This is a genomic window from Aerococcus sp. NPDC058936 (assembly GCF_042741995.1).
GTDB lineage: Bacteria > Bacillota > Bacilli > Lactobacillales > Aerococcaceae > Aerococcus.
In genome coordinates this window covers 38,904-59,471 of sequence record NZ_JBHYKZ010000010.1, presented here as the reverse complement: position 1 = coordinate 59,471, position 20,568 = coordinate 38,904, and the positions used below count along the sequence as shown (strand labels likewise).

At 39.8% G+C, this 20,568-nt stretch carries 31 protein-coding genes; 4 read left to right on the top strand and 27 right to left on the bottom strand.

The annotated features are described in order from the left end of the window. Window positions 1–2: 2 nt before the first annotated feature. The 23 genes from secY to ACFW0C_RS08430 all read right to left on the bottom strand — a co-directional run bounded on the left by secY (window position 3) and on the right by ACFW0C_RS08430 (window position 11,343). Window positions 3–1,310: a preprotein translocase subunit SecY gene (gene secY, locus ACFW0C_RS08540; protein ID WP_004262602.1), complete on the bottom strand. Its 1,308-nt coding sequence runs from the start codon at window positions 1,308–1,310 to the stop codon at window positions 3–5. Then, window positions 1,310–1,750 carry a 50S ribosomal protein L15 gene (gene rplO / locus ACFW0C_RS08535; protein ID WP_378106812.1) on the bottom strand — a complete coding sequence of 147 codons (441 nt, stop codon included), beginning with the start codon at window positions 1,748–1,750 and terminating at the stop codon, window positions 1,310–1,312. Before rplO ends, secY begins: the two co-directional genes overlap by 1 nt. A 25-nt stretch (window positions 1,751–1,775) precedes the next feature. Beyond that, window positions 1,776–1,955, bottom strand: a complete 180-nt coding sequence (rpmD, locus tag ACFW0C_RS08530) for a 50S ribosomal protein L30 (RefSeq protein ID WP_004262600.1) — start codon at window positions 1,953–1,955, stop codon at window positions 1,776–1,778. A 13-nt stretch (window positions 1,956–1,968) separates the two neighbouring features. Next, entirely contained in the window at window positions 1,969–2,481 is a 513-nt protein-coding gene (gene rpsE / locus ACFW0C_RS08525) for a 30S ribosomal protein S5 (protein WP_016896569.1), read from the bottom strand. A 21-nt stretch (window positions 2,482–2,502) separates the two neighbouring features. Continuing rightward, window positions 2,503–2,868 carry a 50S ribosomal protein L18 gene (gene rplR, locus ACFW0C_RS08520; RefSeq protein ID WP_016896568.1) on the bottom strand — a complete coding sequence of 122 codons (366 nt, stop codon included), beginning with the start codon at window positions 2,866–2,868 and terminating at the stop codon, window positions 2,503–2,505. A 92-nt stretch (window positions 2,869–2,960) separates the two neighbouring features. Further along, window positions 2,961–3,497, bottom strand: coding sequence for a 50S ribosomal protein L6 (gene rplF / locus ACFW0C_RS08515; RefSeq protein WP_279098701.1), 537 nt, complete (start codon window positions 3,495–3,497; stop codon window positions 2,961–2,963). Window positions 3,498–3,546: 49 nt separating this feature from the next. Then, on the bottom strand, window positions 3,547–3,945 hold the full coding sequence (gene rpsH, locus ACFW0C_RS08510) for a 30S ribosomal protein S8 (RefSeq protein WP_026465792.1): 399 nt from the start codon (window positions 3,943–3,945) through the stop codon (window positions 3,547–3,549). A gap of 36 nt (window positions 3,946–3,981) precedes the next feature. Continuing rightward, the gene (locus ACFW0C_RS08505; protein ID WP_004262592.1) at window positions 3,982–4,167 is read right to left on the bottom strand and encodes a type Z 30S ribosomal protein S14; all 186 of its coding nucleotides are present in this window, start codon (window positions 4,165–4,167) and stop codon (window positions 3,982–3,984) included. A gap of 27 nt (window positions 4,168–4,194) precedes the next feature. Further along, window positions 4,195–4,737: a 50S ribosomal protein L5 gene (gene rplE, locus ACFW0C_RS08500; RefSeq protein ID WP_378106811.1), complete on the bottom strand. Its 543-nt coding sequence runs from the start codon at window positions 4,735–4,737 to the stop codon at window positions 4,195–4,197. After that, complete coding sequence (gene rplX / locus ACFW0C_RS08495) at window positions 4,737–5,075, bottom strand: 50S ribosomal protein L24 (RefSeq protein WP_004262586.1); 339 nt, start codon at window positions 5,073–5,075, stop codon at window positions 4,737–4,739. The genes rplE and rplX overlap by 1 nt, the downstream gene beginning before the upstream one ends. A gap of 32 nt (window positions 5,076–5,107) precedes the next feature. Further along, the gene (rplN, locus tag ACFW0C_RS08490) at window positions 5,108–5,476 is read right to left on the bottom strand and encodes a 50S ribosomal protein L14 (RefSeq protein ID WP_004262575.1); all 369 of its coding nucleotides are present in this window, start codon (window positions 5,474–5,476) and stop codon (window positions 5,108–5,110) included. Window positions 5,477–5,503: 27 nt separating this feature from the next. Then, a complete protein-coding gene (gene rpsQ / locus ACFW0C_RS08485) occupies window positions 5,504–5,767 on the bottom strand; it encodes a 30S ribosomal protein S17 (protein WP_004262572.1) in 264 nt (87 codons plus the stop codon). Between the two features lie 29 nt (window positions 5,768–5,796). Next, window positions 5,797–5,988 (bottom strand): 50S ribosomal protein L29, encoded by a 192-nt coding sequence (gene rpmC / locus ACFW0C_RS08480; RefSeq protein WP_004262569.1) that lies wholly within the window; start codon window positions 5,986–5,988, stop codon window positions 5,797–5,799. Further along, window positions 5,981–6,409, bottom strand: coding sequence for a 50S ribosomal protein L16 (gene rplP, locus ACFW0C_RS08475; RefSeq protein WP_004262566.1), 429 nt, complete (start codon window positions 6,407–6,409; stop codon window positions 5,981–5,983). Before rplP ends, rpmC begins: the two co-directional genes overlap by 8 nt. 3 nt (window positions 6,410–6,412) lie before the next feature. Continuing rightward, entirely contained in the window at window positions 6,413–7,063 is a 651-nt protein-coding gene (gene rpsC / locus ACFW0C_RS08470; protein WP_004262563.1) for a 30S ribosomal protein S3, read from the bottom strand. Window positions 7,064–7,066: 3 nt separating this feature from the next. After that, on the bottom strand, window positions 7,067–7,423 hold the full coding sequence (gene rplV, locus ACFW0C_RS08465) for a 50S ribosomal protein L22 (RefSeq protein WP_004262560.1): 357 nt from the start codon (window positions 7,421–7,423) through the stop codon (window positions 7,067–7,069). A 21-nt stretch (window positions 7,424–7,444) separates the two neighbouring features. Next, on the bottom strand, window positions 7,445–7,723 hold the full coding sequence (rpsS, locus tag ACFW0C_RS08460; protein ID WP_016896564.1) for a 30S ribosomal protein S19: 279 nt from the start codon (window positions 7,721–7,723) through the stop codon (window positions 7,445–7,447). A 37-nt stretch (window positions 7,724–7,760) separates the two neighbouring features. Beyond that, the gene (gene rplB, locus ACFW0C_RS08455) at window positions 7,761–8,594 is read right to left on the bottom strand and encodes a 50S ribosomal protein L2 (protein WP_378106810.1); all 834 of its coding nucleotides are present in this window, start codon (window positions 8,592–8,594) and stop codon (window positions 7,761–7,763) included. Window positions 8,595–8,615: 21 nt separating this feature from the next. After that, complete coding sequence (rplW, locus tag ACFW0C_RS08450; RefSeq protein WP_004262545.1) at window positions 8,616–8,906, bottom strand: 50S ribosomal protein L23; 291 nt, start codon at window positions 8,904–8,906, stop codon at window positions 8,616–8,618. Then, entirely contained in the window at window positions 8,906–9,529 is a 624-nt protein-coding gene (gene rplD / locus ACFW0C_RS08445) for a 50S ribosomal protein L4 (protein WP_259799851.1), read from the bottom strand. Before rplD ends, rplW begins: the two co-directional genes overlap by 1 nt. A gap of 23 nt (window positions 9,530–9,552) precedes the next feature. Continuing rightward, window positions 9,553–10,188 carry a 50S ribosomal protein L3 gene (rplC, locus tag ACFW0C_RS08440; RefSeq protein WP_083068057.1) on the bottom strand — a complete coding sequence of 212 codons (636 nt, stop codon included), beginning with the start codon at window positions 10,186–10,188 and terminating at the stop codon, window positions 9,553–9,555. A gap of 67 nt (window positions 10,189–10,255) precedes the next feature. Further along, on the bottom strand, window positions 10,256–10,564 hold the full coding sequence (gene rpsJ / locus ACFW0C_RS08435) for a 30S ribosomal protein S10 (RefSeq protein WP_016896561.1): 309 nt from the start codon (window positions 10,562–10,564) through the stop codon (window positions 10,256–10,258). 371 nt (window positions 10,565–10,935) lie between these two features. Next, window positions 10,936–11,343, bottom strand: coding sequence for an SseB family protein (locus ACFW0C_RS08430; RefSeq protein ID WP_378106809.1), 408 nt, complete (start codon window positions 11,341–11,343; stop codon window positions 10,936–10,938). A gap of 375 nt (window positions 11,344–11,718) precedes the next feature. On the opposite strand from ACFW0C_RS08430, the gene ACFW0C_RS08425 reads away from it, so the two are divergent. The 4 genes from ACFW0C_RS08425 (at window position 11,719) to ACFW0C_RS08410 (ending at window position 15,829) form a co-directional block, all read left to right on the top strand. Beyond that, window positions 11,719–12,561, top strand: a complete 843-nt coding sequence (locus ACFW0C_RS08425; RefSeq protein WP_378106808.1) for an S-adenosyl-l-methionine hydroxide adenosyltransferase family protein — start codon at window positions 11,719–11,721, stop codon at window positions 12,559–12,561. A gap of 70 nt (window positions 12,562–12,631) precedes the next feature. Next, a complete protein-coding gene (locus ACFW0C_RS08420; RefSeq protein ID WP_378106807.1) occupies window positions 12,632–13,186 on the top strand; it encodes an ECF-type riboflavin transporter substrate-binding protein in 555 nt (184 codons plus the stop codon). 14 nt (window positions 13,187–13,200) lie between these two features. After that, a complete protein-coding gene (locus ACFW0C_RS08415) occupies window positions 13,201–15,000 on the top strand; it encodes an ABC transporter ATP-binding protein (RefSeq protein WP_378106806.1) in 1,800 nt (599 codons plus the stop codon). Further along, window positions 14,990–15,829, top strand: coding sequence for an energy-coupling factor transporter transmembrane component T family protein (locus tag ACFW0C_RS08410; protein ID WP_378106805.1), 840 nt, complete (start codon window positions 14,990–14,992; stop codon window positions 15,827–15,829). The genes ACFW0C_RS08415 and ACFW0C_RS08410 overlap by 11 nt, the downstream gene beginning before the upstream one ends. A 205-nt stretch (window positions 15,830–16,034) precedes the next feature. Here the strand turns inward: ACFW0C_RS08410 and tuf are convergent, their stop codons facing one another. The 4 genes from tuf to rpsL form a co-directional block, all read right to left on the bottom strand. Continuing rightward, a complete protein-coding gene (gene tuf / locus ACFW0C_RS08405; protein WP_378106804.1) occupies window positions 16,035–17,222 on the bottom strand; it encodes an elongation factor Tu in 1,188 nt (395 codons plus the stop codon). Between the two features lie 168 nt (window positions 17,223–17,390). Continuing rightward, entirely contained in the window at window positions 17,391–19,484 is a 2,094-nt protein-coding gene (gene fusA / locus ACFW0C_RS08400) for an elongation factor G (RefSeq protein ID WP_378106803.1), read from the bottom strand. Between the two features lie 110 nt (window positions 19,485–19,594). Continuing rightward, the gene (gene rpsG / locus ACFW0C_RS08395) at window positions 19,595–20,065 is read right to left on the bottom strand and encodes a 30S ribosomal protein S7 (RefSeq protein ID WP_016896550.1); all 471 of its coding nucleotides are present in this window, start codon (window positions 20,063–20,065) and stop codon (window positions 19,595–19,597) included. Window positions 20,066–20,090: 25 nt separating this feature from the next. Beyond that, window positions 20,091–20,501: a 30S ribosomal protein S12 gene (gene rpsL / locus ACFW0C_RS08390; RefSeq protein ID WP_059135282.1), complete on the bottom strand. Its 411-nt coding sequence runs from the start codon at window positions 20,499–20,501 to the stop codon at window positions 20,091–20,093. Window positions 20,502–20,568: the final 67 nt, after the last annotated feature.

Below are 20,568 nucleotides of genomic sequence, written 5' to 3'. Positions count from 1 at the left end.
CATTAGTCTTTTTTATCATGAATAAAGCCAACGTATTGACGTTTGATTGTACGTCCTTCAATTTGTTTTGCTGTGTCTAAAGCAACACCAACAACGATTAGTAAGCTTGTACCACCTAAAGCAATTGATTGTGGCATATCAAAGAAGTATGCCCCTAGCAAAGGTAGAACTGCTACACCCATCAAGAATAGTGAGCCAACTGTACTTAAACGATTTAACATTTTTTGTAAATATTCTTTAGTTGCTAAACCTGGCCGGATACTTGGAATATATCCACCAGCTTTTTGCAGATTTTCTGCAGCACGTTCAGGGTTAATCTGAATATGTGCATAGAAGAACGTGAACAAAATAATGACAATTGCATAAATAGCGATACCCGCTGGTTTTTCCAAATTAAAGATTGTTGACAATATTTGATACCAAGAAACATCACTATAATCAGCGGCAAATAGTCCGAGTACCGTTTGTGGCACCATGATTAATGATGACGCGAAGATAACGGGAATAACACCTGCTGAGTTAATTTTTAATGGTAAATGAGACTTTTGCGATGCCGAATTCGCACGTTTAGAATAACGTACGGGGATTTGACGTTCCGCTTGACTCATGAAAATGACGAACATAATTAATAGGATAAATACAAGAACAAATAGTCCTGCATAAATCAATTGTTGATTTAATTCACTGCTAGTAGCATCTACAATGTTATTTTGATAGTAAGACGTTAACTCTGAGGGGATTTGCGCTAGAATACCAGCAAAGATAATGATTGAAGTACCATTACCTATTCCATATTCAGTGATTTGCTCACCAATCCAGACAACAAACATAGATCCAGCAGTCATGAATAAAGCAATCAGTAAGTAAGTTACAAAACCTGGATTATCAATTAATCCTAGCGATGACAATGAATTAAATCCTATTGAAATAGCTAAAGCTTGAAAAAAGCCAATCGCTACAGCAAAGTATCTAGTCCATCGATTTAACTTACGACGACCAACTTCACCCTGTTTAGACCACTCTGTAAATGAAGGTATAATCTCCATCTGCAATAGTTGAATAATAATAGATGCGGTTATATACGGTGAAACACCCAATGAAAAGATGGAGTAGCTCGAAAGTGCTCCCCCACCAAGAGTGTTTAGTAGGCTGAATAAACCAGATTCAGCTAACCCTTGAATTCCTGCAGCATTCACGCCCGGGACAGTTATGCTAGCCCCGATACGGAATACAATCAACATGATTGCTGTGAATGCCACGCGGCTTCTAATATCCTTATCCTGAAATCCATTTTTCAGTATTTGAAACATTAGATCACCTCGATTGAACCCCCAGCGGCCTCAATAGCTTCTTTAGCTGATGCTGAGAATTTAGCTGCTTTAACGGTTAGTTTGCGTTCTAATTCACCATTACCTAAAACTTTGATACCAGATTTTTCTTTTTTAACTAAGCCAGCTTCGATTAAGTCAGCAGCGGCTACAACAGCACCATCTTCAAATACGTTTAAGTCATCAAGATTGATGATCGCATATTCTTTACGGTTGATGCTTGTAAAACCACGTTTTGGAATACGACGGAACAATGGTGTTTGTCCACCTTCGAAACCTAAACGTACACCACCACCTGAACGAGCTTTTTGACCTTTTTGTCCACGTTTTGATAGTTTACCCCAACCAGAACTTGCACCACGACCTACACGGTGACGTGTGTGACGAGATCCTTCTGAAGGTTGTAATTCATGTAATTTCATCCTGTTAGGCACCTCCTATTCTAGATTATGCTTCTTCAACAACTACTAAGTGAGCAATTTTAGTAATCATACCGTTGATTGCTTCGTTACGAGTTTTAACAACTGTTTTACCAACTTTTGTTAACCCTAATGCTTGAGCTGTTTTAATTTGGTCTTGAGGACGTCCAATTAAACTGCGTTTTAAAGTAATTTTTACTTCAGTCATTCGAATTTCCTCCTTAACCTAATAATTCTTCCACAGATTTACCACGTAATGCAGCTACATCTTCTGGAGATTTTAATGATTTAATTGCTTCTAAAGTAGCACGTACAATGTTGATTGGTGAGTTAGAACCTAGTGATTTAGAAGTAATATCTGCGATACCACCTAATTCGACTACGGCACGAACTGGACCACCAGCAGCGATACCTGAACCGGCTTGAGCTGGTTTAAGTAATACGTTACCACCGTTAAATTTACCGATAACTTCATGAGGAACAGTTGATCCTGCACGAGGTATAGTAATTAAGTTTTTCTTACCATCTTCAACCGCTTTGCGGATTGCTTCTGGTACTTCGGCAGCTTTACCAGTACCTAGACCAACATGGCCATTTCTATCACCGACAACAACAACGGCACCGAAGTTCATACGACGTCCACCTTTAACGGTTTTAGCAACACGGTTAATGGCAACAACGCGTTCTTCAAGGTCGTTTTCGTTAATGTTTAATTCTTGAAATGTGTTTGTCATGTTCTTGGCTTCCTCCTTTTCCTAAAATTCTAAGCCGTTTTCACGAGCTGCATCTGCTAAAGCTTGTACACGTCCATGATATTGGTAGCCACCACGGTCAAATTTTACAACTTTAACGCCTGCTGCTACACCGCGTTCAGCGATAGCTTTACCAACTAATGCTGCACTTTCGGTTTTAGTTGCGGCTGATAATGTTTCTTCGTTTGTAGAGGCACTCGCTACAGTAACACCCGCTACGTCATCAATTAATTGAGCGTAGATGTGTTTGTTAGAACGGAATACGTTCAAGCGTGGGCACTCTGCTGTTCCAGAAATGTTGCGACGAACACGCGCGTGGCGTTTTTGACGTAATTTATTTTTATCTGGTTTGCTGATCAAAATAGTCACCTCTTTGTTAGATTTGTAAGGATGACCTCATCATCCTTAATTTATAGATAATTTGGATACAAGTAAAAGGAAATAATTGTAAAGAATTACAATTATTTACCAGTTTTACCTTCTTTACGACGAATGTATTCGCCAACGTAGTGAATACCTTTACCTTTGTATGGTTCTGGTAAACGAGTTGCACGGATATTCGCTGCTAATTCACCAACAACTTCTTTGTTGATACCTTTGATGTTGATTGTAGTGTTAGTTGGCACTTCGATTTCGATGCCTTCTGGCGCTACGAATTCAACAGGGTGAGATAAACCAACATTGACAGTTAATTTGTTACCTGCTAATTGTGCACGGTAACCAACACCAGTCATTTCAAGTTTCTTCTCGAATCCTTCAGAAACACCAACAACCATGTTGTTTACTAATGCACGAGTAGTTCCGTGGATAGAACGTACTTCTTTGTGGTCATTAGGACGAGTGAAAGTGATTTCTTTCTCCCCGATTTGAATATCAATTACAGGGTTGAACTCACGTGATAATTCGCCTTTAGGGCCTTTAACAGTGATAGTTGAACCAGCTTTTTCTACGGTTACGTTACTAGGAATCTCGATAATTTTATTACCAATACGACTCATTCTAGACTGCACCTGCCTTTCAATTTTGTTTTTTTATTTTTGTTATTTATTACCAAACGTAAGCTAAAACTTCGCCACCGATGTTTTTAGCACGAGCTGCTTTATCAGTGATAACACCTTCAGATGTTGAAACTAATGCAGTACCTAAGCCGTTTAAAACTTTAGGAATTTGATCACTTTTCGCGTATACACGTAAACCTGGTTTAGAGATACGTTTTAAGTTTGTGATTACTCGTTGGTTATCGCTTGTGTATTTCATGAATACACGGATAACGTTTTGTTTATCATCTTCGATGATTTCGTAATCTTTGATATATCCTTCTTCTTTAAGGATAGCAGCAATATTTTCTTTGATTTTTGATGATGGACTTTCGAATGATTCGTGGCGCACCATGTTGGCGTTACGAATACGAGTTAAAAAGTCCGCAATTGGATCAGTCATGACCATTACGAGTACACCCTCCTTTACTTAATTACCAGAAATTTACCAGCTTGCTTTTTTGACTCCAGGAATTTCCCCTTTATAGGCAAGTTCACGAAGGCAAATACGGCATAATTTAAATTTACGGTAAACTGAATGTGGGCGTCCACAACGTTCACAACGAGTATATTCTTGAGTAGAATATTTAGCTGGTTTCTTGTTCTTTTCGATCATTGATTTTTTTGCCAAATTACTCACGCCTCCTTCAAGACTTTATTATTTTTGGAATGGCATTCCTAGTTGAGTTAATAATTCTAATGATTCTTCGTCTGAATCAGCAGTTGTAACAATTACGATGTCCATACCACGTACTTTAGATACTTTGTCAAAGTCGATTTCTGGGAAGATCAATTGTTCACGGATACCTAATGTGTAGTTACCACGTCCATCGAATGAGCGGTTGCTGATACCACGGAAGTCACGTACACGAGGTAGTGAAACTGTTACTAATTTGTCGAAGAATTCATACATACGTTCGCCACGTAAAGTAACTTTAGTACCGATAGGCATACCTTCACGTAAACGGAAACCAGCGATTGATTTCTTAGCAGTTGTAACAACTGGTTTTTGACCAGCGATTAATGTTAATTCTTCAACAGCGTTTTCTAAGTTTTTCGCGTTAGATACTGCATCACCAACACCCATGTTGATAACGATCTTATCTAATTTGGGTGCTTGCATGATTGAACTATAGTTAAATTTTTCAATCATTGATGGTACTACTTCATTTTTATATTTTTCTTGTAAACGATTAGCCATTATTCAGCGTCCTCCTCTCCTGATACTGCTTCAGCGATTACTTCGCCTGATTTTTTCGCTACGCGAACACGTTTACCATCTTGTTCTTGGTAACCTACACGTGTTGCTTCGCCTGTTTTAGGGTCTACTAGTTGAACGTTAGATACATGAATAGGTGCTTCAACTTCGATGATACCGCCTTGAGGGTTCATTTGAGTTGGACGTTGATGTTTTTTAACGATGTTAACACCTTCAACAACAACTTTGTCAGCTTTTGGCAAAGCTTGTTTTACACGACCTTGTTTGCCTTTGTCTTTACCGGCAATAACGATAACTGTGTCATTTGCTTTTACTTTCATTTAAACGGGCACCTCCTTATTTTCTTCAGATTTTAGATTACTTCTGGAGCTAATGAAATAATACGCATATAGTTGTTGTCACGTAATTCACGTGCAACTGGACCAAAGATACGTGTTCCACGAGGAGATTTATCGTCACGAATAATTACACATGCATTTTCGTCGAATTTGATGTATGAACCATCTGGACGACGAACGCCGCTCTTAGTACGAACGATAACTGCTTTAACTACATCACCTTTTTTGACAACTCCACCTGGTGTTGCATTTTTAACAGTTGCCACGATAACATCACCAATGTTTGCAGTTTTACGGCCAGATCCGCCTAATACTTTAATTGTTAGGACTTCACGTGCGCCTGAGTTATCTGCTACTTTTAAACGAGTTTCTGATTGAATCATTTATAGAGTACCTCCTTCCAGTTGTTATTAGATAATGATTGATTCTTCAACGATTTCAACAAGACGGAAGTATTTGTCTTTTGACAATGGACGAGTTTCCGCGATGCGGACGATGTCACCCATTTTTGCTGAATTGTTTTCATCATGTGCTTTGTATTTCTTAGAATATTTGATACGTTTACCATATGTTGGATGGAATTTGAAAGTATCAACTTGGACTGTGATTGTTTTCTCCATTTTGTCAGAAACAACACGGCCTTGTAACACTTTACGGTTATTACGTTCTTCCATGGACAGGTTTCCTCCTTTACTGAATTTTCTTACGCTTCTTGATTACGTAACGCAGTTTTAACACGCGCGATATCTTTACGAACAGCTTTAATACGAGCTGTGTTTTCTAATTGACCAGTTGCCAATTGGAATCGTAAGTTGAATAATTCTTGACGATATTCTTGTTCTTTAGCAGTAAGTTCAGCAGTGGAAAGATCTTTAATATCTGTAAATTTAGTCATTAGATTCACCACCAATTTCACGTTTTACGATTTTAGTACGAATAGGTAATTTGTGAGATGCTAAACGCAATGCTTCTTTAGCTACTTCTTCTGGAACGCCGGCAACTTCAAATAAGATTTTACCGCGTTTTACTGGAGATACCCAACCTTCTGGAGCACCTTTACCAGAACCCATACGAACACCAATTGCTTTAGCTGTATAAGATTTATGTGGGAAGATTTTAATCCATACTTTCCCACCACGTTTCATGTAACGTGTCATGGCAATACGAGATGCTTCAATTTGACGGTTAGTGATCCATGCTGAATCTAATGCTTGCAAACCGAATTCACCGTATGCAATTTCTTTTCCGCCTTTAGCTTCGCCACGCATTTTACCACGGAATTCACGTCTGTGTTTTACACGTTTAGGTACTAACATGTTTTAAGCCTCCCCTTGAATATTTTTTGTTGGAAGGATTTCACCACGGCATACCCATGTTTTGATACCGATCTTACCGTATGTAGTGTCGGCTTCTTCCCATGAGTAGTCGATGTCCGCACGCAATGTATGCAATGGAACTGTTCCTTCTACTTGAGTTTCTGAACGCGCCATGTCGGCACCATTCAAACGACCTGAGATTTGAACTTTGATACCTTTAGCTCCTGATTTCATTGTGCGTTGGATTGCTTGTTTTTGCGCACGACGGAAAGCTACACGGTTTTCTAATTGTTGAGCGATTGACTCACCAACTAATTTAGCGTCTAATTCAGGTTTTTTAATTTCTACAATGTTGATGTGTACTTTTTTACCTGTACGGTTGTTTAAAGTTTTACGTAATGCGTCAACTTCAGAACCACCTTTACCGATAACCATACCTGGTTTAGCAGTGTGGATGTTTACGTTAACTTTGTTTGCAGCACGTTCAATTTCAACTTGAGATACAGAAGCATCTTTTAATGTTTCAGCGATGTATTCGCGGATATGTAAGTCTTCGTGTAAAGTATCTGCAAAGTCTTTTTCTGCATACCAACGAGCGTCCCAATCTTTGATGACGCCGATACGCATACCGATAGGATTAATCTTTTGTCCCATTAATTATGCCTCCTCTGCTGTTTTTACTACCACTGTAATGTGGCTTGTACGTTTGTTGATTCTAGAAGCTGAACCTTTCGCACGTGGACGGAAACGTTTCATCGTTGGTCCTTCGTTTACGAATGCTTCGCTTACTACTAAATTAGCTGGCTCTAAGCCAAAGTTGTGTTCTGCGTTTGCAATTGCAGACATTAACACTTTCTCTACAGCAGGAGATGCTGAACGAGGAGTGTTTTTTAAGATTGCAATAGCTTCACCGACAGTTTTGTTGCGGATTAAGTCAACAACTAAACGTGCTTTACGAGCAGAAACGCGAACTGTGTTTGCAGTTGCTTTTGCAGATGTAATTTGTTCTGCCATTCTTTATTTCCTCCTCTCAGATTAACGACGAGTTGTCTTGTCGTCAGCGCCATGTCCTTTGTATGTACGAGTTGGTACGAATTCACCTAATTTGTGACCTACCATATCTTCTTGGATAAAAACTGGTACATGTTTGCGGCCATCGTATACAGCAATTGTTAACCCAACAAAGTTAGGGAAAATTGTTGAACGGCGTGACCAAGTTTTGATTACTTGTTTCTTTTGTGCGTCTTGTTGTGCAACCACTTTTTTCATTAAATGGTCATCACAAAAAGGTCCTTTTTTCAAGCTACGGCTCATATTTATTTGGCTCCCTTCGCTATCCTATTTAATGTGATTACTTAGAGTTACGACGACGTACAATTAATTTATTGCTACGTGCGTTCTTATCACGAGTCTTAATACCACGTGCAGGTTTACCCCATGGAGTCATTGGACTTGGACGTCCGACTGGAGCTTTACCTTCACCACCACCGTGAGGGTGATCGTTAGGGTTCATTACAGAACCACGAACAGTTGGACGTTTACCAGCCCAACGAGAGCGTCCTGCTTTACCTACGTTGATTAAGCTGTGTTGTTCGTTACCAACAACACCAATTGTTGCACGACAAGTACCTAAGATCATACGAACTTCACCAGAAGTTAATTTGATCAATACGTATTTGTCTTCTTTACCTAACACTTGAGCACTAGCACCAGCAGAGCGAACTAATTGTCCACCTTTACCAGGTTTAGTTTCAATGTTGTGTACTAAAGTACCAACTGGGATGTTTTTCAATGGTAATGCATTACCAACTTTGATATCTGCTGCTTCACCAGAAGAAATACGAGCACCAACTTGTAAACCTTTAGGTGCGATGATGTAAGCTTTAATACCATCTGTATAGTGGATTAATGCAATATTAGCTGAACGGTTTGGATCGTACTCAATAGCTTTCACTACACCTTCAACGTTGTCTTTGTTACGTTTGAAGTCGATGATACGGTAAGCTTGTTTGTGTCCACCACCGTGATGACGAACTGTAATGCGACCGTTATTGTTACGACCAGCACGTTTGCTTTGTGATTCTAACAATGTTTTTTCAGGAGTTGTTTTAGTGATTTCTGAGAAATCTGAACCTGACATGTTACGACGACCGTTAGTCGTTGCTTTATATGTTTTTATCGCCACGTGAATTTCCTCCTATCTTAATTATTCTGCTTCGTTACCGAAGATTTCGATTGATTGACCTTCAGCGATGGTTACGATTGCTTTACGGCGTTTACGTGTATAACCAGCAAAACGTCCCATACGTTTTAATTTACCGCGAACGTTCATGATGTTTACGTTTTTCACGTCTACGTTGAACAATTCTTCGATTGCTTGTTTAACTTCTGTTTTGTTCGCTTTAACAGCTACTTCAAAAGTGTATTTGTTTTCGTCCATTTTCAACATTGATTCTTCAGTGATGATTGGGCGAATGATTACGTCGTGTGCCAACATTATGCTAGTACCTCCTCTACGTTAGAAAGTGCTGCTTTTGTAATGATGACTTTTTCAGAGTTAACTAAGTCAAATACGTTAACGTTGTTTTCATCAACTACTTTTACGTTTGGTAAGTTACGAGCTGATAATTGTGCGTTGTCGTTGTCTTTGTTGATTACAACTAAAACTTTATTTTCAACTTGTAAGTTATTCAACACTTCTTGGAATAATTTAGTTTTTGGTGTTTCGAATGCTAATTCATCAACAACGATGAAGTTGTTTTCTGCTACCTTGTTAGATAATGCAGAGCGTAAAGCTAAACGACGAACTTTACGAGGTAATTTGTAAGCATATGAACGAGGTGTTGGTCCGAATGCACGGCCACCGCCTACCCATTGTGGAGAGCGGATTGAACCTTGACGAGCACGACCTGTACCTTTTTGACGCCATGGTTTACGTCCACCACCGCTAACTTCTGAACGTCCTTTAACTTTGTGAGTACCTTGACGTAATGAAGCTTGTTGCATAATAACTACATCGTAGATTGCATTTTCATTTGGTTCAATTGCGAAGATTTCATCGTTTAATGTGATTTCGCCAGCTTGTGAACCGTCTTGTTTAAATAATGTAATGTTTGCCATGAAACTGTTCCTCCTTCCTGGTATTATTCAGCAGACTTAACTGCAGATTTGATTGTTACCATAGATTTTTTAGCACCTGGAACGTTACCTTTGATTAAGATGACGTTGCGCTCTGCATCTACTTTAACGATTTCTAGGTTTTGGATAGTAATTTGCGTACCACCAGTTTGTCCTGGTAAGTTTTTACCTTTGAATACTTTAGAAGCATCCGACGCCATACCCATTGAACCTGGGCTGCGGTGGTAATGAGAACCATGTGACATAGGTCCACGTGATTGACCATGACGCTTGATAGCACCTTGGAATCCTTTACCTTTTGAAGTACCCGTAACATCAACGATGTCTCCTGCTTGGAAGATATCAACCTTGATTTCTGATCCAACTTCGTAATCTCCTAGCTCAACATCTTTGAATTCTTTAATGAAGCGCTTAGGAGTAGTTTCTGCTTTTGCTACATGACCTTTGTGAGGTTTGTTTGCCAACACTTCACGTTTGTCGTCAAAACCAACTTGAATAGCTTCGTAGCCATCAGTTTCGTTTGTTTTAGCTTGTAAAACAACGTTTGGTTGTGCTTCGATAACTGTAACTGGTACTAATTCACCAGTTTCTGTAAAGAATTGTGTCATACCTACTTTTTTTCCTAAGATTCCTTTAGTCATGAGTACACCTCCGTATAATTTTTTATTTAATAATTGGGTTAACTAATTTATTGCGATGATTCTGGAATTATAATTTAATTTCGATGTCTACGCCTGATGGTAAATCTAATTTCATTAACGCATCAACAGTTTTTGGTGTTGGGTTAACGATGTCGATTAATCGTTTATGCGTACGCATTTCGAATTGTTCACGTGAATCCTTGTATTTATGTGTTGCACGGATTACTGTGAATAATGAGCGTTCAGTAGGCAATGGAATTGGACCTGATACTTCTGCTCCTGTACGTTGTGCAGTATCAACAATTTTAGCTGCTGATTGATCTAATGCACGGTGTTCGTAAGCTTTTAAACGAATACGAATTTTTTGTTTTGCCATGACTTTTTCCTCCTCGTCATATTTTAAAATTTGACTTGCTCCGTATGAATTACCGGCCACCCTTATGGCAATGCTACCGGGTGTGTCGCAACCTCATACATCACTGCTTATTGGTGTATCAACGTTTTCACGTAAATACTGTGGTTCCGTATAAAACGGCACCCAATTAGTATACAAAATTAAACTAGGCAGTGCAAGCTTTTTCTGGTCTTTTTTTCAAAAAAAAACTCATTTCTCGCCAATTCTTTATGAAAGGCCTTTTTCTGACGACCATTGCCAACGCTGCCTAGTGTATCTTTTTTGAAATATTTTACAAGGCGGTTGCCAATTATTAGCAACGCGCCCTACTGTGTCATCTTCCAACAGGTATATTATACATGTTTTATCGCATACTGCCATACCTTTTCGATGATATTTTGATTAAATTTTGCTTTAGTGGTCCAAGGATTGATGATAAAGCTATCAATGGGGTTGTCTTTGGCTAAAACCATCAGGGCAATCTGCTTAAAAGTCACTTGCTGTACCGAGATGTTATCTGCTTTAGATGCGTATTGGCTAGCTTGATCTTTATCCGTGAAAGTCACAAGCTCTCGTTGTCCCTTATCTTTGTCGTAAGTTAACCAGCTACTCTTGTCGACTGGTGTCCCCTTTTGTTGGATAGCATATAAGTTGGCGTTCGCCATCTTGGTCAACATAGCCAGAGTTGTTAATGGGTTTGGATCTGCCTTATAAGCGGTCAATACTTCTATTAAACTTTGTTTCGCGAATGGTTGCGTCATTTAATCTTGCCTCCCTTTCATTTTTCTTCTATATAATAACTATAGAATTATTAACTATATAATCATTGTTCATTATCATCAGCTATTGATGTCTTAGAAAACGACTTTCTCTCCTTTAGAAGGCCGTCAGCTAATCCAGGCCAGCTTTTTTCCAAATAACAATTTCTTCTATATTATAGTGAATTTCTGCTTGCGGTGTTTATTGTAACAAATGACTGTGCGAAAATCATATATTACAATTTGGCACAAACATTTTCCCCTATCATACGCGATAGCTTATAACTTGCGAAATTCTTTTGATAGAGATTGTTAAATGCCTACTAATTGCGTATGATAAGCCTATAAAAGGATTTTAAATCATTGGAGGAAACAGATATGACGAATAGTTTCTTAGTATTACAAACTGACTTTGGTTTAGGTGACGGTGCGGTAGCGGCAATGTATGGGGTGGCTTACACAGTAGACCCAGCTTTAACAATTGCCAATTTAACCCACGAGATTCCTACTTATGATATTTTCGCCGCTTCATACCGCCTATTACAAACCATTAAATATTGGCCAGCAAATACAGTCTTCGTTTCTGTAGTCGATCCTGGTGTTGGTTCTGCACGTAAATCTGTTGTAGCAAAAACTAACTCAGGTCACTATATTGTTACGCCTGACAACGGCACCTTAACCCACCTAGCTAAACACATCGGCTTAGAATCTGTGAAGGAAATCGATGAGATTAAAAACCGGTTACCACACTCTGAAGAATCACACACCTTCCATGGACGTGATGTTTACGTTTATAATGGCGCTAAATTAGCCCAAGACGCATCTTACTATGATGAATTGAAAAATGACATCCCTATTGATGCGGTGACTAGTTTCGAACTTGGCGATTTGCGTTTAGCCGACAACACGATTTACGGCACTATCGATATACTAGACATCCGATTTGGTTCTTTATGGACGAATATCCCGTCAACAATGTTAAAAGAAGCGGGCATCCAAAACGGTGACACCATTTCAGTCACGATTTACCATAACAGCATTAAACATTATCAAAATCATATCTTGTTCGGTCATTCATTCGCTGATGTACCCATTGGCGAACCAGTTGGTTATATCAACTCATTATTGAATTTAGGTGTAGCTATCAACCAACAAAATTTCTCTGAGACATACGGTGTAGGTACTGGTGTGGATTGGAATATTGAAATTACTAAAATTTAATTGCTAGGCTTGTATCCGAACGCATACACAAGTGCTATTATATAGAAGAAACAAATGAGGAGAATCCATTATGAAGAATAATCAAACATCTATTACAACTTTAGTGGCTATTGGTATTGGGGCAGCTGTCTTCTTTATTCTAGGACGCTTTCTATCAATCCCTACTGGGGTGCCAAATACTTCTATTGAAACTACTTACCCATTCTTGGCCTTGATGGCAACAGTATTTGGTCCTTTTGCAGGTTTATTGATTGGCTTAATTGGTCATGCCATTAAAGATTTACTGACTTATGGCTTATGGTGGTCTTGGGTCTTAACATCTGGTTTTACTGGTTTTGGCTACGGTTTAATCGGCCGTAAACTTAAAGTAAGCCAAGGCATTTTTACAAAGAAAGACATGATCACTTTCAATATTGGGCAAGTTATCGTGAATTTACTGGCTTGGGCCTTACTAGCACCTGCTTTAGATATTTTAATGTATTCAGAACCTGCATCTAAGGTATTCTTTCAAGGGATTGTGTCAGGTGTGCTAAATTCACTTGCGGTTGGTATCATCGGTACCTTATTATTAAAAGGGTATGCAAGTACACGTACAAAATCAGGAAGTTTACGTAAAGAAAATTAATAGGAAGTTTTACTATGTTAAATCATGAAAGACACACTCAGCCGGTGGACAGCAATCTGTCGCCGGCTATTGAATTTAAAAACCTCTTTTTTAAATATGCGAGTCAGGCAGACCTAAACTTGATGGACATCTCCTTTTCAATCAAGCAAGGAGAGAAAGTTCTCATTATCGGTGCATCTGGGTCTGGTAAATCAACCATTGGTAAAATGATCAATGGGCAAATTCCCAATACTTTTGAGGGCGATTTAACCGGACAGGTTTTGATTAATGGCGAAGATTCCGCCAGCAAGTCCATTTTCGACTTATCACTAAGCGTCGGCACCGTCCTACAAGACACTGACGCACAATTTGTCGGCCTAACCGTAGCTGAAGACTTGGCTTTCGCCTTAGAAAATGACCAAGTAGACCAAGCTAGCATGGTGTCTAGTGTAGCGGATTGGGCCAATAGTCTTGACCTTGTTGACCTCTTGGACCATGCCCCCCAATCTTTATCAGGCGGACAAAAGCAACGGGTATCCATCGGCGGGGTCTTAATTGATGAATCACCTATCGTTTTATTTGATGAGCCTTTGGCCAACCTAGATCCTGCAAGTGGTTTAGCGACCATGGAATTGATCGCCAAATTAAACCAGGAAAAAGAATTGACCACTGTAGTCATCGAGCACCGTCTGGAAGAAGCCTTAGTCGCCGACTTTGACCGTGTCCTTGTTATTGACAGTGGACGGTTACTTGCTGATGTTTCCCTTGATGCCTTGTTGCGGTCTGACTTATTAGCGCAAACCGGTGTCCGCCAACCTCTATACTTAGATGCTTTTGATTATGCTGGTGTGAATGTTGAAGACATTCCACATTTAGGGCGGTTTCGACCAGATATGGTCACTGCTGATGTTCAAGAACGTCTGTCTAAATGGTTGGCTGACAATACAGTAACTACTCAAATCAGGGCGGATAAGCCTATTTTAGTCATGGACCATGTCAACTTTTCTTATGACAGTGCCCCATTGATATCGGATGTAAATCTGACCATTGATGCTGGCGACATGGTTTCTATTGTTGGGACAAACGGTGCGGGTAAATCTACCCTAGCGAAACTGATTTGTGGATTTGAACGACCAGATTCAGGACGGATAACCCTTTTCCAGGAGGATTTAGACGGATTATCGATTAAGGAAATTGCGGATTCGGTCGGCTACGTGATGCAGAACCCCAATTTGATGATCTCAAAAAACATTCTATTCGATGAGGTAGCGTCTGGACTAGTCAACCGCGGCTTGTACGAGGATGACGCAGATGGTTTAGCTGAAAAAGTGGCTAATACCTTGCGAATTTGCGGCTTATACCCATACAGGAATTGGCCAATTTCGGCCTTGTCATATGGGCAAAAACGACGGGTAACAATTGCGAGTATTTTAGTGTTAGACCCAAAAGTCTTGATTTTAGATGAACCAACAGCTGGTCAAGATTATAAACATTATACTGATATGATGCGGTTTATTAAGGGGTTGAACCGAGATCAAGGGATTACCATTCTGATGATTACCCATGATATGCATTTGATTCAAGAGTATACCAACCGGACGATTGTCTTCCACGACGGTCAAGTGGTGGGTGATAAGCGTCCATCTGCGGTCTTAACGGATGAAAAATTAATGGCCCAAGCCCATTTAGCGCCTACTTCCTTGTATGATTTAGGGCAAGTGGTGGATGAGATTGAAACGACGGACTTTATCGACCGATTCATCCAGTTCGAACGACAAACTCAGCGAGTTAGACAAGCGAGTGTATGGGTTGGAGGTGAGAACGATGGCGAATAAACAAGGTCAAAGTTTTGGTTATATCAAGAAGGAATCACCCTTACACCGCTTATCTGGTGCGACAAAATTAATCGCCTTCATCTTGCTGTCTATCATCGCCATGACGTCTTATGACACCCGGTTTTTGGTAGGCTTAGCTGTCTTATCACTAGTTCTCTTCTATATTTCTAAGATTAAATGGGCTGAAGTGTCTACAGTCGTCTACTTCATTCTAGTCTTCTCAGTATTGAACTTAGTGACTGTCTATATTTTCGAACCTGAATATGGGGTCAATTTATACCAGTCGCGAACTGTCATTTGGGAAGGGGTTGGCCGTTATTCTCTTACTTGGGAGCAAGTCTTCTATGAATTTAACTTGATGATCAAGTATTTCTCGACGATTCCATTAGCATTAATCTTCATGTTGACCACTAACCCAAGCGAATTCGCATCTTCCTTAAACCGGATTGGTGTATCTTACCGAATTTCATATGCAGTTTCATTAGCCTTACGGTATATACCAGATATCCAAAACCAATTCTTCGCAGTAAGACAAAGCCAACAGGCACGAGGGATTGAGATGTCCAACAAGGCTAGTTTGACTGTAAGAGTGAAACGGTCAGCACAAGTGATTATGCCCCTCATTTTTTCTTCATTGGACCGGATTGAAGTAATCAGCCAAGCCATGGAGTTACGACGGTTTGGTAAAGGTAACAAACGGACTTGGTATCGGGCCCGTCCCTTTATGAAGGCAGATATCACCGCCTTGATTGTGACAGGATTATTAGTTGGACTTGGATTATGGTTGTTTGTAGTAAACCAAGGACGGTTTTATAACCCATTTGAATAATGTATTGAAAGCAAAAGCCATGCAGGTTTGGAGTTTAATCCAAGTTTGTGTGGCTTTTCTTGATGACTTCGTATAGCTTTGTCGAGATGGCGACTGATAATTGACAAAGTTTATGATAAAAAATGTGTAAAAAAAAGACGACCGAGTCGTCACCCGGTCGTCTTTTCAATTTGCAAATTTAATTTTTAAAGTTTAATTGTGTTAATTAAGCTTCGATTGAAGTGATTGTACCCGCACCTACAGTACGTCCACCTTCACGGATAGAGAATTTAGTACCATCTTCGATCGCAACTGGGTGAATCAATTCAACGTCCATATCAACGTTGTCACCAGGCATAACCATAGCTACGTCTTCTGGTAAAGTGATAACACCAGTGATGTCAGTAGTACGGAAGTAGAATTGTGGACGGTAGTTAGTTAAGAATGGTGTATGACGTCCACCTTCTTCTTTAGATAAAACGTAAACTTGCGCTTTAAATTTAGTATGTGGAGTGATTGAACCAGGAGCAGCCAATACTTGACCACGTTGGATGTCTTCACGTTGAACACCACGTAATAATGCACCGATGTTGTCACCAGCTTGAGCGTAGTCTAAGTTTTTACGGAACATTTCAACACCAGTTACAACTGATTTACCGATTTGTTCAGCAATACCAACGATGTCAACTTCGTCACCTGTACGAACTTCACCACGTTCAACACGACCTGTAGCAACAGTACCACGACCAGTGATTGAGAATACATCCTCAACTGGCATCATGAATGGTTTGTCGTTGTCACGTTCTGGTTCTGGAATGTAAGAGTCTACAGCTTCCATTAATTCCATAATTTTAGCTTCTTGAGCTTCGTCGCCTTGTAATGCTAATAAAGCAGAACCAGCAACTACAGGTAGATCGTCACCTGGGTAGTTGTACTCAGATAATAAGTCACGAACTTCCATTTCAACTAATTCTAGTAATTCTTCATCGTCAACTTGGTCAACTTTGTTTAAGAATACTACGAATGCAGGAACACCGATTTGGCCAGCTAAAAGGATGTGCTCACGAGTTTGTGGCATTGGACCATCAGCAGCAGATACTACTAAGATCGCACCGTCCATTTGAGCAGCACCAGTGATCATGTTTTTAACGTAGTCAGCATGTCCTGGGGCGTCGATATGCGCGTAGTGACGGTTAGCTGTTTCGTACTCGATATGTGAAGTATTGATTGTAATACCACGTTCTTGCTCTTCTGGAGCGTTATCGATTGAAGCGTAGTCTTGAGCTTCACCGAAACCGTGTTTAGCTAATACAGTTGCGATTGCAGCTGATAAAGTTGTTTTACCATGGTCAACGTGTCCTAAAGTACCAACGTTAACATGGGGTTTTGTACGTTCATATGTTTGTTTTGCCATTTTATGTATTCCTCCTAAGAATAGAAAATATAAACCTAAGTTTTATAGATTTTCAATAAGTCCATTATAGTCAAACTCGCTTCAGAAATCAAGCATCTAACCTTTGAAAAACCTAGTAGGTACTTGATTTCCGCGAGTAAGCCTATCGTCAAAGTCTTAATTTAAAAATTAATCTTCTGAACCTTTACCATATTGTTTGATAATGTCTTCTTGAATAGATTTCGGTACAGCTTCGTAATGATCGAATGTCATTGTGAAAGTACCACGTCCTTGAGTTGCAGAACGTAAAGTAGTTGCGTAACCAAACATTTCTGATAATGGAACTTGTGAGTTGATCATCAACGCGTTACCACGTGGTGTTTGACCTTCGATACGTCCACGACGAGCAGATACGTGACCCATAACGTCTCCTAAGTATTCTTCAGGAACTTGGATGTCCACACGCATCATTGGTTCTAGAATTGCAGGTTTAGCAGATTTAATTGCGTTACGTAACGCTAATGAAGCAGCAACTTTGAAGGCTGTTTCAGATGAATCGACATCATGGTAAGAACCATCGTAAAGTTTAGCTTTAACATCGATTAATGGGAATCCAGCTAATACACCGTTTTCCATTGCATCTTTAAGACCAGCTTCAACAGCAGGGATGTATTCACGAGGAACCACACCACCGACGATTGCATTTTCAAATTCAAATCCAGCACCTTCTTCGTTAGGTGTGAATTCGATCCATACGTCACCGTATTGACCTTTACCACCTGATTGACGAACGAATTTACCTTGAACTTGAGTTTGTTGTGTGAATGTTTCACGGTAAGATACTTGAGGCGCACCTACAGTTGCAGAAACATTGAATTCACGTTTCAAACGGTCAACGATGATGTCAAGGTGAAGCTCACCCATACCAGCGATGATTGTTTGACCAGTTTCGTGGTCAGTTGACGCACGGAAAGTTGGATCCTCTTCAGCTAATTTACCTAAAGCGATAGACATTTTGTCTTGGTCAGCTTTAGTGTCTGGCTCGATAGCAACTTCAATAACTGGCTCAGGGAATTCCATTGACTCAAGGATAACTTTGTTGTCAACGTCACATAAAGTGTCACCTGTAGTAGTGTCTTTAAGACCTACGGCAGCAGCGATATCACCAGAGAACACTTCATCTACTTCAGAACGAGAGTTAGCGTGCATCATTAAGATACGACCTAAACGTTCACGTTTGTCTTTAGTAGCATTTTGGATGTATGAACCTGATTGTACAGTACCAGAGTACACACGGAAGAAAGTTAAACGACCTACGAATGGGTCAGTCATAACTTTAAACGCTAATGCTGAGAATGGTGCATCGTCGTTTGCACGAACTTCGATCACTTCTTCTGGGTTGTCAAATGCATGACCTTGGATTGGTGGAACATCAGTTGGTGCAGGTAAGTAGTCGATAACTGCATCAAGCATCAATTGAACACCTTTATTTTTAAAGGCAGAACCACACATTACAGGGAAGAAGTCAACGTTAGTAGTTGCTGTACGGATAGCCGTTTTCAACTCTTCTTTAGAAATCTCTTCACCTTCAAGGTATTTTTCCATAATATCTTCATTCACGTCAGCGATTGATTCAATTAGGTTTGTGTGCCATTTTTCAGCTAATTCGCGGTATTCTTCTGGAATTTCGCGTTCTTCGTATTCTCTACCGTCATCAGAAGTGTAAACTTCAGCGTTCATTTCCACTAAGTCAATGATACCTTCGAAGTCATCTTCAGAACCAATTGGTAATTGGATAGGTTGAGCGTTTGCTTGTAAACGTTCGTGGATAGTGTTTACAGAGTATAAGAAGTCTGCACCCATTTTATCCATTTTATTTACGAATACAACACGAGGTACTTTATAAGTATCTGCTTGACGCCAAACAGTTTCTGTTTGAGGCTCTACACCTGATTGGGCATCTAGTAAAGCTACTGAACCATCTAATACACGCAATGAACGCTCAACTTCAACAGTGAAGTCCACGTGTCCTGGGGTATCAATGATGTTTACACGGTGGTCTTTCCACTGTGCAGTTGTTGCAGCAGATGTAATAGTGATACCACGTTCTTGTTCTTGCTCCATCCAGTCCATTTGTGCCCCACCATCGTGAGTTTCACCGATTTTATGGATTTTACCAGTGTAGAACAAGATACGTTCAGTAGTCGTCGTTTTACCAGCATCGATGTGGGCCATGATACCGATATTACGAGTCTTTTCAAGAGGAAATTCTCTTTTAGCCATCTTATCTTTACTCCTTTTTTCTTTGATTCGTTTAATAATTGGTTTCCACAATCATTATAACGTTTTTAGAGAAAAGTCGACAATATAAATTATCGACTTTTAGAAAACTCTTACCAACGGAAATGTGCGAAGGCTTTGTTAGCTTCTGCCATACGGTGTGATTCTTCACGTTTACGAACTGAAGCACCTGTATTGTTAGCAGCGTCCATGATTTCGTGTGATAAGCGTTGTTCCATTGTGTTCTCACCACGTAGGCGAGCGTAGTTTACTAACCAACGTAATGCCAAAGTTTGACGACGTTCTGGACGAACTTCGATTGGCACTTGGTAGTTAGAACCACCAATACGACGAGCTTTAACTTCTAAAACTGGTGCGATGTTTTCGATTGCTTGTTCGAAAACCTCCATTGGGTCGTTACCTGTTTCAGCTTTAATGTTGTCGAAGGCAGTATATAAAATAGTAGCTGCTTTACCACGTTTACCATCAACCATGATACGGTTGATTAAACGAGTAACTAATTTTGAGTTATAAATTGGATCTGGTAATACATCACGTTTTGCAATATGTCCTTTACGAGGCATTTGTGCTCCTCCTTTCGAATTTTAATTATTTAGGTTTTTTAGTACCGTATTTAGAACGGCTTTGTTTACGGTCGTTAACTCCAGCAGTATCTAACGCACCACGAACGATGTGGTAACGAACCCCTGGTAAGTCTTTCACACGTCCACCACGGATAAGAACAACACTATGTTCTTGTAAGTTGTGGCCGATACCTGGGATGTAAGCTGTTACCTCGATCATGTTTGATAAACGAACACGAGCGTATTTACGTAACGCTGAGTTAGGTTTTTTCGGTGTCATAGTACCTACACGTGTACAAACTCCACGTTTTTGAGGAGAGTTTGTAGAAGTAGATTTACGTTTCATTGAGTTGTAACCACGGCCTAAAGCTGGAGAACCAGATTTTTTAGTTGAGCTTTGGCGTGATTTGCGTACTAATTGGTTAATAGTTGGCATAACTATAAGCTCCTCCTTCCCATTAATGGGTGATATTTTTGGTATATACTTTATGCTCACACATCCA

What these genes read in the sequence shown, in the direction of transcription:
- secY (WP_004262602.1), bottom strand. Translation starts at nt 1,310, where the DNA reads ATGTTTCAAATACTGAAAAATGGATTTCAGGATAAGGATATTAGAAGC.
- rplO (WP_378106812.1), bottom strand. Translation starts at nt 1,750, where the DNA reads ATGAAATTACATGAATTACAACCTTCAGAAGGATCTCGTCACACACGT.
- rpmD (WP_004262600.1), bottom strand. Translation starts at nt 1,955, where the DNA reads ATGACTGAAGTAAAAATTACTTTAAAACGCAGTTTAATTGGACGTCCT.
- rpsE (WP_016896569.1), bottom strand. Translation starts at nt 2,481, where the DNA reads ATGACAAACACATTTCAAGAATTAAACATTAACGAAAACGACCTTGAA.
- rplF (WP_279098701.1), bottom strand. Translation starts at nt 3,497, where the DNA reads ATGAGTCGTATTGGTAATAAAATTATCGAGATTCCTAGTAACGTAACC.
- rpsH (WP_026465792.1), bottom strand. Translation starts at nt 3,945, where the DNA reads ATGGTCATGACTGATCCAATTGCGGACTTTTTAACTCGTATTCGTAAC.
- rplE (WP_378106811.1), bottom strand. Translation starts at nt 4,737, where the DNA reads ATGGCTAATCGTTTACAAGAAAAATATAAAAATGAAGTAGTACCATCA.
- rplX (WP_004262586.1), bottom strand. Translation starts at nt 5,075, where the DNA reads ATGAAAGTAAAAGCAAATGACACAGTTATCGTTATTGCCGGTAAAGAC.
- rplN (WP_004262575.1), bottom strand. Translation starts at nt 5,476, where the DNA reads ATGATTCAATCAGAAACTCGTTTAAAAGTAGCAGATAACTCAGGCGCA.
- rpsQ (WP_004262572.1), bottom strand. Translation starts at nt 5,767, where the DNA reads ATGGAAGAACGTAATAACCGTAAAGTGTTACAAGGCCGTGTTGTTTCT.
- rpmC (WP_004262569.1), bottom strand. Translation starts at nt 5,988, where the DNA reads ATGACTAAATTTACAGATATTAAAGATCTTTCCACTGCTGAACTTACT.
- rplP (WP_004262566.1), bottom strand. Translation starts at nt 6,409, where the DNA reads ATGTTAGTACCTAAACGTGTAAAACACAGACGTGAATTCCGTGGTAAA.
- rpsC (WP_004262563.1), bottom strand. Translation starts at nt 7,063, where the DNA reads ATGGGACAAAAGATTAATCCTATCGGTATGCGTATCGGCGTCATCAAA.
- rplV (WP_004262560.1), bottom strand. Translation starts at nt 7,423, where the DNA reads ATGGCAGAACAAATTACATCTGCAAAAGCAACTGCAAACACAGTTCGC.
- rpsS (WP_016896564.1), bottom strand. Translation starts at nt 7,723, where the DNA reads ATGAGCCGTAGCTTGAAAAAAGGACCTTTTTGTGATGACCATTTAATG.
- rplW (WP_004262545.1), bottom strand. Translation starts at nt 8,906, where the DNA reads ATGTTGGCACACGACGTAATCATTCGCCCAATCATCACTGAAGAATCA.
- rplD (WP_259799851.1), bottom strand. Translation starts at nt 9,529, where the DNA reads ATGGCAAACATTACATTATTTAAACAAGACGGTTCACAAGCTGGCGAA.
- rplC (WP_083068057.1), bottom strand. Translation starts at nt 10,188, where the DNA reads ATGACTAAAGGAATCTTAGGAAAAAAAGTAGGTATGACACAATTCTTT.
- rpsJ (WP_016896561.1), bottom strand. Translation starts at nt 10,564, where the DNA reads ATGGCAAAACAAAAAATTCGTATTCGTTTAAAAGCTTACGAACACCGT.
- ACFW0C_RS08430 (WP_378106809.1), bottom strand. Translation starts at nt 11,343, where the DNA reads ATGACGCAACCATTCGCGAAACAAAGTTTAATAGAAGTATTGACCGCT.
- ACFW0C_RS08425 (WP_378106808.1), top strand. Translation starts at nt 11,719, where the DNA reads ATGACGAATAGTTTCTTAGTATTACAAACTGACTTTGGTTTAGGTGAC.
- ACFW0C_RS08420 (WP_378106807.1), top strand. Translation starts at nt 12,632, where the DNA reads ATGAAGAATAATCAAACATCTATTACAACTTTAGTGGCTATTGGTATT.
- ACFW0C_RS08415 (WP_378106806.1), top strand. Translation starts at nt 13,201, where the DNA reads ATGTTAAATCATGAAAGACACACTCAGCCGGTGGACAGCAATCTGTCG.
- ACFW0C_RS08410 (WP_378106805.1), top strand. Translation starts at nt 14,990, where the DNA reads ATGGCGAATAAACAAGGTCAAAGTTTTGGTTATATCAAGAAGGAATCA.
- tuf (WP_378106804.1), bottom strand. Translation starts at nt 17,222, where the DNA reads ATGGCAAAACAAACATATGAACGTACAAAACCCCATGTTAACGTTGGT.
- fusA (WP_378106803.1), bottom strand. Translation starts at nt 19,484, where the DNA reads ATGGCTAAAAGAGAATTTCCTCTTGAAAAGACTCGTAATATCGGTATC.
- rpsG (WP_016896550.1), bottom strand. Translation starts at nt 20,065, where the DNA reads ATGCCTCGTAAAGGACATATTGCAAAACGTGATGTATTACCAGATCCA.
- rpsL (WP_059135282.1), bottom strand. Translation starts at nt 20,501, where the DNA reads ATGCCAACTATTAACCAATTAGTACGCAAATCACGCCAAAGCTCAACT.